Origin of the sequence: Halorubrum sp. ARQ200, assembly GCF_005435115.1 — an archaeon.
Taxonomy (GTDB): domain Archaea; phylum Halobacteriota; class Halobacteria; order Halobacteriales; family Haloferacaceae; genus Halorubrum; species Halorubrum tropicale.
Genome location: NZ_SGTZ01000007.1, coordinates 118,460 through 128,116 on the forward strand (window position 1 = coordinate 118,460; position 9,657 = coordinate 128,116).

Sequence of the window (9,657 nt, forward strand, 5' to 3'; positions counted from 1 at the left end):
GACTGCCGGGCCTCCACGGCCCGCCGGGCGCCGAGGGTCCGGTGGGGTAGCGTTTTGTCCCTCGCCCACGTATTTCCGTCGTGAGCGACGACCCGGCGAACGACGGCGGCCGCCCGTGTCCGGTCTGCGAGACGCCGATGTACCACCGACACTGTAAGTACGTCTGCCCGGCTCACGGCGTCGTCTACGACTGTAGCGACACCTTCTACTGAGCTCTCGCCGCCCCGCGCGCCGGTTCGATCGACGGACGCGACGGGGGTACCCGGGATCCAAACTGTGTCGTGCGAACTGTTATGTTCTTGGAGGCCGAATTTCCGCTTATGATGGGCGACCCGTACGCGACCCTCCTTGCCGACCGCTCGGGGTCAGCATGGTAGAGCAAACACAGGTTGCCCGGAGCAAGCGGATCCAGCGCCGCACCGGGAAGACGTTCCACGTCGCCACCCGGCTACTGCCCCAGCGGATCCGCCACCCGACGTACGTGCTGTACGGGTTCTTCCGCATCGCCGACGAGGTCGTCGACGCCGAGGACACCGGACCGCCCGCCGAACAGCGGGCCGAACTCGACCGCCTCCGAGCGGCCGCGCTCGGCGAGGAGCCGACGGACGACCCGGTGTTGGAGGCGTTCGCCGAGGTGGTCGAGCGCAACGACATCCCCGACGAAGACGTCCACTCGTTCGTGGACGCGATGGAGAGCGACATCGACACCGACCGCTACGAGACGTACGCCGACCTGGAAGCGTACATGGACGGCTCCGCGGCCGCCGTCGGTCGGATGATGACGGCGATCATGGACCTCGACCCGGAGGAGGAGGCCGAGGCGCTCCCGCACGCGACGAAGCTCGGAGAGGCCTTCCAGATGACGAACTTCCTCCGCGACGTCCGCGAGGACGTGGTCGAGCGCGACCGCATCTACCTCCCCTTAGAGACGCTCCGCCGCCACGGCGTGAGCGAACAGCAGATCCTCGACTTAGAGTTCGACGAGGACGTCGCGGCCGCGATCCGGGAGGAGATGGCCCGCACCGAGCGGCTCTACGAGGAGGGCGTCGCGGGGATCAAGTACCTCCCCGAGGACTGCCAGCTGGCGGTGCTGCTCGCGGCGGTGCTGTACGTCGACCACCACCGGCTCATCCGGAACCGCGGCTACGACACCGTCTCGGCCACCCCGGAGCTGTCGCTCACCCGGAAGCTGTCGCTGCTCGTCCGCACGCGCTGGAAGTGGCAGTGGAACCGCGACCCGGAAGCGGTGTTCTACGACATGTGTACCGACTTCGACCCCGCCCGCGAGTCCCACGGGCACGGTCCCCACGGCGCGGGCGTCCCGCAGACGGACTGAGCGGCCCGCATGGACCGCTCCCGGTTCGTCTCGCTCGCGTTCGCCGCGTTCGGCCTCGTGTTCGTCTCCTTCCTCCTCCGCGGGACGACGCGGCTGGTCGCGCCCTACGAGGTCGCGGTCGCGGTGTCGGCCCCGGTCCTCTTCGCGGCGGCCGCGCTCCTGGCCGCCCTCCTCGTCCTCGCCGTCCTCGACGTGACCGGGATCCGGCGGCTGGGGTGAGTCGGAACGCCCTTGCCCCGCCGTCCCCGACGACCGGTATGGACGTACGAACCGTCGCGGACCTCTCGCCGGCCGAGCGGCGCGCCTTCTTCGAGCGCGACGCCGGCGTCGAGGGGGTCCGCGAAGACGTGCGAGAGATCGTCGGGCGGGTCCGCGAGGAGGGCGACGTCGCGGTCCGCGAGTTCGCGGAGGAGTTCGACGGCGTCGCCGTCGGGAACATCGACGTCACCGACGACGCGGCGCGGGCGCACGAGGAGCTGGCCGACGCGGGCGACCCGGTCCTCGACGCGGTCCGCGAGGCGGCCGCGAACGTCCGCGCGTTCCACGAGCGGCAGCGCCCGGAGGACTGGCGCGACGACTTCGGCGGCCGCGAGCTCGGCCGGCGCTTCCGCCCGATCGACCGCGTCGGCGTGTACGTGCCCGGCGGCGCGGCCGCGTACCCCTCCAGCGCGCTGATGGGGATCATCCCGGCGGTCGTCGCCGGCGTCGACCACGTCGCGGTCGCGACGCCGCCGGCCGACGAGCTCAACCCCGTCACCCTCGCGGCCATCCACGAGGCCGGCGCCGACGCGGTGTACCAGGTCGGCGGCGCGCAGGCGATCGGCGCGCTCGCGTACGGGACGGAGACGGTGACGCGGGTCCAGAAGGTCGTCGGGCCGGGGAACAAGTGGGTCACCGCCGCCAAGTCGATCGTCCAGGGCGACGTGGAGATCGACTTCCTCGCCGGCCCGAGCGAGGTGCTGGTCCTCGCCGACGGGACGGCCGACCCCGACCTCGTCGCGGCCGACCTCGTCGCGCAGGCCGAACACGACCCCAACGCCTCCGTCGTCGCGGTCACCGACGACGCCGCCCTCGCCGAGGCCGTCGCCGACGCGGTCGACGCGCAGGCGGCCGAGCGCGACCGCGAGGAGACGGTCCGGGCCGCCCTCGACAACGCGGCCTCCGGCGTCCTCCGCGCGCGCTCGATGCCCGAGGCGGTCCTCTTCGCCGAGGAGTACGCCGCCGAGCACCTCTCGATCGTGGCGGACGACGACGAGGCGCTCTTGGACCGGATCACCAACGCCGGCTCCGTCTTCCTCGGCCCGTACTCCCCCGTCGCGGCCGGCGACTACGCGGCCGGGACGAACCACGTGCTACCGACGAACGGCGGCGCGAAGCGGTACGGCGGACTCTCCGTCGACACCTTCCTGCGGTCCTCGACCGTCCAGCGGCTCGACCGCGACGCCCTCGACGACCTCTCGGAGACGGTCACGACGCTCGCCGACGCCGAAGGGCTGGAGGCGCACGCCGAGAGCGTGCGGAAGCGGTTCGAGTAGCCGGGCCCCCTCGGAGCGGTTTCGATAGCCCTATATAGCGCTCCGCGCCGAACACCTCGACTCAATAACAGAAACGGCGGTACTCACCGGATCGGAGCGGTCTGAACTACCACATTCGGCTCATAGCAGCCTTCTTACCCGCTAGGACGCCTGTTCGAGCCGTAATGGTGGACGACACCGACGGACGACGGGAATCGAACTCGCGGCGGAAGTTCCTCATCGCGGGTGGCGCGGCCGCGCTGAGCGGTCTGGCGGGCTGCTCCGGCGCGTCGAGTTCGGGCGGCGACGGCTCGGACGGCGCCGACGGGAGCGGCGGCGGTTCGAGTGGCAGCGGAGGCGACGGGAGCGACGGGAGCGACGGGGGCGACGGCGAGTCCGGCGACCCGATGCTGGCCGACGCGAGCGAGTTCGACCCCGCGGAACCGGCCTGGGACGAGCACAACTACCTGTCGACGGCGCTGGTCGACGCGGGCTACCAGCGCGGGTCGACGACCGACCTCGAGAACATGCGGAACCGGGAGGTCGAGGAGGTGCCGCACGGGGAACCCGTGCGCGAGACGCCCGACGACGAGAGCGAACTCCTCGACCCCGACACGCTGGTGTTCACCGAGAGCCCGAGCGAGGACGTCCAGGGGCGGTTCGAGGAGGACTTCCAGGCGGTCTTCGACCGCATCGAGGAGGAGACCGGCAAGCCGGTCGAGTTCAGCAAGGTCGACAGTTACGCGGCGTCAGTCGAGGCGATGCGCTCGGAGCGCGCCCACATCGCGAACTTCTCGACCGGCACGACCGCGTTCGCGGTCAACCTCGGCGGCGCGGTCCCGTTCGCGGTCGGGCTCACCCCCGAGGAGGAGTTCGGCTACCGGCTGTTCGCCACCACCCGCGCCGACGCCGACGACATCCAGAGCGTCGAGGACTTCGCCCGCGACGACGTGAAGATCGGCCACTCCGAGCCCGCCTCGAACTCCGGGCACCAGGCCCCCTCGGCCCTCTTCGACCAGTACTTCGACGTGACCGCCGAAGAGGACTACGAGGTCAACTTCTCGGGCGGCCACGGCAACACCACGCGCGGCATCGCCGCCGGCGACTACGATGCCGGCCCGATCTGTTCGACGTGTATGGTCGACACCGTCGAGGCCCAGAGCGACCTCAGCTTCGACGACTTCAAAGTGGTGTGGGCGTCGGCGCCGTTCCCGAGCGGCCCGGTCGCGTACCGCTACAACCTCAAGCCGGAGATCCAGGAGGGGATCGAGCGCGCGTACCTCGAGTCCGACTTCTCGGGGACGGCCTACCAGGAGCGGACGGGGTACAACAAGTTCGTCCCGATCGACTACAAGACGGTCTGGAAGGACATCATGATCATCCAGCGGTACAACGGCGTCGAGTACGAGCGGAGCGCGCTCGGGTCGTAGATGCTGCGAGTCACCGACCTCCGGAAGACGTACCCCACCGGCGACGAGGCGCTACAGGGCGTCACGATGTCGGTCGAGGGCAGCGAGACCGTCGCGATGATCGGCCCCAGCGGGGCGGGCAAGTCCACGTTCATCCGGTGTGTCAACCGGCTAACCGAGCCGAGCGGCGGCCAGGTCTACCTCGACGAGACGGAGCTGACCGGGCTCGGTGACGACGCGCTGCGGTCGGCCCGTCGCGACATCGGCATGATCTTCCAGGAGTACAACCTCGTCGAGCGGCTGACCGTGATGGAGAACGTCCTCACCGGGCGATTAGGGTACGTCTCCGCGTGGCAGGCGTTCCGGCGATCGTTCCCCCCCGAGGACATCGAGCGGGCGTACCAGATCCTCGACCGCGTCGGGCTGGGCGACATGGAGAACAAACGCGTCGACGAGCTCTCGGGCGGCCAGCGCCAGCGGGTCGGCATCGCGCGGGCGGTGATCCAGCAGCCGAAGATCCTGCTGGTCGACGAGCCGACGTCGAGCCTGGATCCGGAGACCTCGGACACGGTGATGCGACTGCTGACCGACATCGCCGCAGAGCGCGAGGTCCCGGTGTTGATCAACATCCACGAGGTCGACCTCGCGATGGAGCACGCCGACCGGATCGTCGGGCTCCACGACGGCGAGCTCGTGTTCGAGGGCCCGCCCTCGGAGCTCGACCAGCGCGGGCTCGACCAGGTGTACCGGGGCGCGGCGGTGCCCGAGAACACCGACGGCGAGAAGCCGCGGTCGCGGTCCGACGGCGACGCCCTGTCGAACGCGGACCGACCGCTCGCGGGGGAGCCCTGAATGGCCGCCGGCAACCGGACCTGGGAGCGGCCGACCGCCTTCCCGCGACGCGGGGTCAAGTGGGCGGTGTACGCCGGGATCGTCGGGTTCTTCGTCTGGTCCGGCGTCGGGGTCGGCGCCGATCCGGCGCGGATCGCGCAGGGGCTCGGGAGCGCCGGCTCGCTCGTCGGGGACTTCCTCCCGCCCTCGGCGACCCCGCGACAGGCCCAGCGGATCCTCGACAAGATGCTCGAGAGCGTCGCGATGGCGATGGTGTCGACGCTCACCGGCATCGTGCTGAGCGTCCCGATAGCGTTCATGGCCGCGGAGAACCTCTCGCCGAAGCCGCTGTACGCGATCAACAGGGGGTTCATCTCCGTCTCCCGGGCGTTCAACGCGATCATCGTCGGCATCATCGCGGTCAAGGCCATCGGGTTCGGACCGCTCGCGGGCATCCTCACGATCACGTTCAAGACGGTCGGCTTCTTCTCGAAGCTCCTCGCCGAGGACCTCGAAGACATCGACATGGGGTCGGTCGACGCGGTCCGGGCGTCCGGCGCCTCGCCGATCCAGACGCTCCTCTACGGGGTCGTCCCGCAGATCATCCCGCGGTTCGCCGGGCTCTCCGTGTACCGGTGGGACATCAACATCCGGACCTCGACGATTATCGGCATCGTCGGGGCCGGCGGGATCGGGTCGGTGCTGCTGACCGCGTTCAACCGGTACGACTACCAGTACGTCACGGCCATCCTGCTCGCGATCATCGCGGTCGTCCTCGTGGCCGAGGGGGTCAGCGCGGTCGTGCGACGGAGGTACAACTGATGGCGGTCGAGCAACCGAGCTGGGACCGGTTCGACCGGCGGCGACGGATCACCCGGTTCGTCCTCCTCCTCGCCGCCGCCGTCTCCGTGATCGCCTCCTGGCAGTTCATGGACACCGGCGTCGTCAGGCCGGAGACGATCCCGCGGGAGATCGGCGACCTCCTGACCCGGATGTACCCGCCGGACGTGGCGTACACCACGCGGATCGTCCAACCGCTGATCGAGACGGTCCAGATCGCCGCGCTAGGGACGCTCGGCGCCCTAGTGCTCGCGATTCCGGTGGCGCTGCTCGCCGCCGAGAACACCACGCCGAACGGCGCGACCTTCTGGCTCGGGAAGCTCATCGTGACGGTGAGTCGGTCGGTCAACACCATCATCTGGGCGCTGTTTTTCGTCGTGCTGTTCGGGTCGGGACCGCTCGCCGGCGCCGTCGCCATCGTGTTCCGCTCGGTCGGCTTCCTCGGGAAGCTGCTCGGCGAGGAGATCGAAGAGATCGACTTCGGGCAGGTCGAGGCGGTGCGGGCGTCCGGCGCGTCGCAGGCGCAGGTGCTGCTCTACGGCATCCTCCCGCAGGTCAAGCCCGCGCTCGTCGGGCTGTCGATCTACCGGTGGGACATCAACATCCGCGACTCGACGGTGCTCGGCTTCGTCGGCGCGGGCGGTATCGGCGTCGAGCTGTTCCGCGCGGTCAACGCCTTCGCGTGGCAGTCGGTCGCGATGGTGCTGATCGTCATCCTCGGGGTCGTGGTCGTCACCGAGAGCCTGTCGGCGTACACTCGGGGGCTGGTCCGATGAGCCCGCCCCGACCGGACGGCTACGAGACGGTCCTGTTCGACATGGACGGCGTCGTTCTCGAGGGTCGCGAGACCGCCCCGGCGGTCCGCTCGCGCGCCCTCGACGACGTGCTCGCCGACCGGGACGTGACCGTTTCCCCGGCGCGCCGCGAGTCGCTGGCGCGCCCCGCCTACGACGACGCGTTCCGCGCGGCCTGCGAGGGGCTCGGCCTCGACCCCGCGCGCCTCTTCCGAGAGCGCGAGGAGCGGAGCGCGACGCGCGCCGTCGAGCGGCTGGCGGCCGGGATGCGACGGCTCCACCGGGACGTGACGGTCTTCGACGCGCTGGCCGACCGCGCGACGCTCGGCCTAGTGAGCAACAACTACCACCCGACCGTCGAGTTCGTCGTCGACCACTTCCGGCTCGACGAGTTCGCGTTCGTCCGCGGCCGCGACCCCGGTCCCGACGGCTACGGGCGTCGGAAGCCCGACCCGCACTACCTCAACGAGGCCCTCGACGCCCTCGACGCGACCGACGCGATCTACGTCGGCGACCGGGCGACCGACGTGATCGCCGCCGACCGGGCCGGGATCGACAGCGCGTTCCTGCGGCGCGACCACAACGCGGACCGCGACCCCGACGTCGAGCCGACCGTGGAGATCGAGAGCCTCCGCGAGCTGCTCGCCCTCGCTGGCGGCTCGTCCTCCGACCCGTCCGCGGCGCCGTCGGATCCCTCCGCCGACTCGCCGAACTCGGACGCGGACCGCGGTCGCCCGTCGGAATAGGGTCGCGCCGCCCCGGTCGCCGCACCCCCGGACCGGCGCGTCCCCCCAGCAACGGTTATCACCCGTCACCGCGTCTCGGAGGCATGATACCGTCGCTCGGGACGCTGTTCGAGGGGTTCACGGCGGTGGAGGCGACGGTCGCCGTTCTCCTCGTATCGCTCGTCGCCGCCCTGGGGATGGAGTTCGTCGTCCTCCGCGTCGCCCGGCGGTACGTCTCGGCGACGGACACCGGCTACGACGACATCGTCATCGCCTCGCTGCGGGCGCCGCTCGTCGTCACCGCGGCGCTCGCGGGGGTGTTCGTGCTCACGCAGGTCCCCGCGGTGCGCGCCTCGGTGCTCGTGGAGCCGCAGTTGCTCGACGCCGTCTTCGGGCGCCCGTCGCTGTCGGTGATCGTCCTCGTCTGGGCGTACGCGGCCAACGCGGTCGTGAACCGGGTCGTCGCCGCGGTCAACGCGGAGGGCGGGCGGTTCGACTTCGCGCCCGTCTTCTCGAACGTCTGGACGCTCGCGGTGCTGGTCGGGAGCGTCGGCACCCTGCTGTGGCTGTGGGGCATCGAGATCACGCCGCTGCTCGGCGCCGCGGGCGTCGCCGGCATCGCCGTCGGCTTCGCGGCGAAGGACACGGTGGCGAACTTCTTCGGCGGGATCGCGCTGTACTTCGACGACACGTACAAGATCGGCGACTACATCGTCTTAGACGACGGCACCGCCGGGACCGTGATCAAGGTCGGCGTGCGCTCGACGACGCTGCTCACCCGCGACGAGGTGCTGGTGACGGTGCCGAACGCGGCGCTCAACGCCGCGAAGGTGACGAACGAGTCGGCGCCGCAGCGCCGCCGCCGCGTGCGGGTCCCGATCGGCGTCGCCTACGGGACCGACGTGGACGCCTTCGAGGCGCTGGCGATCGAGGTCGTGGAGGCGGAGCCGCTCGTCCTCGACTCCCCGAAGCCGCGGGCGCGGTTCCGCTCGTTCGGGGACTCGGCGCTCCAGTACGAGATCCTCTGCTGGGTGAACGGTCCGACGCGGCGCCGCCGCGCGCAGCACGAGCTCAACCGCGCGCTGTACGTGGCGCTCGGCGAGGCGGGGGTCGAGATCCCGTACCCGAAGCGGGACGTGACGATCGCGGGGGCCCCCGGAGCGGAGCCGTCGGGCGCCGGGACGGAGCGGGCGCCCGCGTCGCCGACGCCCGAGGCGGAGCCGGCCGAGCGACGGGCCGGCGACGGCGACTGAGCGTCGGGTCGCGGCGACGGCGACTGAGCGTCGGGTCGCGGCGACGGCGACTGAGCGTCGGGTCGCGGCGACGGCGACTGAGCGTCGGGTCGCGGCGACGGCGACTGAGCGACGGGTCGCGGCGACGGGGCCGGCGAACGTAACCGTCAGTGACAACGGGCCACGGGATTCCGCCGGCAGGGTTTTGACCGTGCGAACGGAACCGGGCTCTATGAGTACCGAACCGGCCGACACCGGGACCGAGGGGAACGACCCGGCGATCGAGGTGACCTCGGACGCCGCCGAGGAGGCGCTCTCGCTGCTCGAAGGCGAGGGACTCGACACCGACGTCGCCGGGCTGCGGCTGTTCGTCCAGCAGGGCGGCTGCGCGGGGCTGTCGTACGGGATGCGCTTCGACACGGAGCCGGAGGACGACGACCTCGTCGTGGAGCACCACGGCCTCCGGGTGTTCGTCGACCCCGCGAGCAAGAACTACATCGGCGGGAGCACGCTCGACTACGAGCACGGCCTCCAGGCAGCCGGCTTCGAGGTCGAGAACCCGAACGTCGTCTCCGAGTGCGGGTGCGGCGAGTCGTTCCGGACGTAGCGCGCGCTTCGATTCCCCGTTCCTCACCGTCTCGCGAGTCCCCCGCTTAAGTCGCTCCGCCGGGTAGCGGGAGCCATGACCCTGGAAGCGACGACGACGCCGAGCGGCGAGCGGGTGTACACCGACCGGTCGCGGACCGAGCGCGGCGCGGACGGGCCCTTCTACCCCGTGTTCGCGGACGAGGCGGGCGAGTCCCGCTGGGGGTTCCGCTGCGGCAACTGCGGGTCGTTCGACACCGCGATGGACACGATGGGCCGGATCCAGTGTACCGAGTGCGGTAACCTCCGGAAGCCGGACCAGTGGGACGCGGCCCACGAGTGAGGCGGGGGCCGCGTCCCACTGGTCCGGCTTCCGGAGGTTACCGCACTC

The 9,657-nt window shown here is 70.9% G+C and carries 12 protein-coding genes; all 12 read left to right on the forward strand.

Annotated features, from left to right (window positions below):
• Positions 1–80 precede the first annotated feature (80 nt).
• The 12 genes from EXE50_RS17870 (at position 81) to EXE50_RS10515 (ending at position 9,609) form a co-directional block, all read left to right on the forward strand.
• Positions 81–212, forward strand: coding sequence for an HVO_2523 family zinc finger protein (locus EXE50_RS17870; protein WP_255409708.1), 132 nt, complete (start codon positions 81–83; stop codon positions 210–212).
• A gap of 158 nt (positions 213–370) precedes the next feature.
• A complete protein-coding gene (locus EXE50_RS10465; RefSeq protein WP_053770478.1) occupies positions 371–1,336 on the forward strand; it encodes a phytoene/squalene synthase family protein in 966 nt (321 codons plus the stop codon).
• Between the two features lie 9 nt (positions 1,337–1,345).
• A complete protein-coding gene (locus tag EXE50_RS10470; RefSeq protein ID WP_053770479.1) occupies positions 1,346–1,555 on the forward strand; it encodes a hypothetical protein in 210 nt (69 codons plus the stop codon).
• 38 nt (positions 1,556–1,593) lie between these two features.
• Positions 1,594–2,871, forward strand: a complete 1,278-nt coding sequence (hisD, locus tag EXE50_RS10475) for a histidinol dehydrogenase (RefSeq protein ID WP_137705044.1) — start codon at positions 1,594–1,596, stop codon at positions 2,869–2,871.
• 386 nt (positions 2,872–3,257) lie between these two features.
• A complete protein-coding gene (gene phnD, locus EXE50_RS10480) occupies positions 3,258–4,280 on the forward strand; it encodes a phosphate/phosphite/phosphonate ABC transporter substrate-binding protein (protein WP_121600052.1) in 1,023 nt (340 codons plus the stop codon).
• Positions 4,281–5,111 (forward strand): phosphonate ABC transporter ATP-binding protein, encoded by an 831-nt coding sequence (gene phnC, locus EXE50_RS10485; RefSeq protein WP_137705045.1) that lies wholly within the window; start codon positions 4,281–4,283, stop codon positions 5,109–5,111.
• On the forward strand, positions 5,112–5,912 hold the full coding sequence (gene phnE, locus EXE50_RS10490; RefSeq protein ID WP_137705046.1) for a phosphonate ABC transporter, permease protein PhnE: 801 nt from the start codon (positions 5,112–5,114) through the stop codon (positions 5,910–5,912).
• Positions 5,912–6,706: a phosphonate ABC transporter, permease protein PhnE gene (phnE, locus tag EXE50_RS10495; protein ID WP_137705047.1), complete on the forward strand. Its 795-nt coding sequence runs from the start codon at positions 5,912–5,914 to the stop codon at positions 6,704–6,706. The genes phnE (EXE50_RS10490) and phnE (EXE50_RS10495) overlap by 1 nt, the downstream gene beginning before the upstream one ends.
• A complete protein-coding gene (locus EXE50_RS10500) occupies positions 6,703–7,470 on the forward strand; it encodes an HAD family hydrolase (protein ID WP_053770484.1) in 768 nt (255 codons plus the stop codon). Before phnE (EXE50_RS10495) ends, EXE50_RS10500 begins: the two co-directional genes overlap by 4 nt.
• 83 nt (positions 7,471–7,553) lie before the next feature.
• A complete protein-coding gene (locus EXE50_RS10505) occupies positions 7,554–8,702 on the forward strand; it encodes a mechanosensitive ion channel family protein (protein ID WP_053770485.1) in 1,149 nt (382 codons plus the stop codon).
• A 211-nt stretch (positions 8,703–8,913) separates the two neighbouring features.
• Positions 8,914–9,288 carry an iron-sulfur cluster assembly accessory protein gene (locus EXE50_RS10510; RefSeq protein WP_053770486.1) on the forward strand — a complete coding sequence of 125 codons (375 nt, stop codon included), beginning with the start codon at positions 8,914–8,916 and terminating at the stop codon, positions 9,286–9,288.
• 75 nt (positions 9,289–9,363) lie between these two features.
• A complete protein-coding gene (locus EXE50_RS10515; RefSeq protein WP_053770487.1) occupies positions 9,364–9,609 on the forward strand; it encodes a DUF5816 domain-containing protein in 246 nt (81 codons plus the stop codon).
• Positions 9,610–9,657: the final 48 nt, after the last annotated feature.

Excerpts from the sequence above, each read along its gene's own strand:
- EXE50_RS10465 (WP_053770478.1), top strand. The coding sequence starts at position 371 with ATGGTAGAGCAAACACAGGTTGCCCGGAGCAAGCGGATCCAGCGCCGC.
- EXE50_RS10470 (WP_053770479.1), top strand. The coding sequence starts at position 1,346 with ATGGACCGCTCCCGGTTCGTCTCGCTCGCGTTCGCCGCGTTCGGCCTC.
- hisD (WP_137705044.1), top strand. The coding sequence starts at position 1,594 with ATGGACGTACGAACCGTCGCGGACCTCTCGCCGGCCGAGCGGCGCGCC.
- phnD (WP_121600052.1), top strand. The coding sequence starts at position 3,258 with ATGCTGGCCGACGCGAGCGAGTTCGACCCCGCGGAACCGGCCTGGGAC.
- phnC (WP_137705045.1), top strand. The coding sequence starts at position 4,281 with ATGCTGCGAGTCACCGACCTCCGGAAGACGTACCCCACCGGCGACGAG.
- phnE (WP_137705046.1), top strand. The coding sequence starts at position 5,112 with ATGGCCGCCGGCAACCGGACCTGGGAGCGGCCGACCGCCTTCCCGCGA.
- phnE (WP_137705047.1), top strand. The coding sequence starts at position 5,912 with ATGGCGGTCGAGCAACCGAGCTGGGACCGGTTCGACCGGCGGCGACGG.
- EXE50_RS10500 (WP_053770484.1), top strand. The coding sequence starts at position 6,703 with ATGAGCCCGCCCCGACCGGACGGCTACGAGACGGTCCTGTTCGACATG.
- EXE50_RS10505 (WP_053770485.1), top strand. The coding sequence starts at position 7,554 with ATGATACCGTCGCTCGGGACGCTGTTCGAGGGGTTCACGGCGGTGGAG.
- EXE50_RS10510 (WP_053770486.1), top strand. The coding sequence starts at position 8,914 with ATGAGTACCGAACCGGCCGACACCGGGACCGAGGGGAACGACCCGGCG.
- EXE50_RS10515 (WP_053770487.1), top strand. The coding sequence starts at position 9,364 with ATGACCCTGGAAGCGACGACGACGCCGAGCGGCGAGCGGGTGTACACC.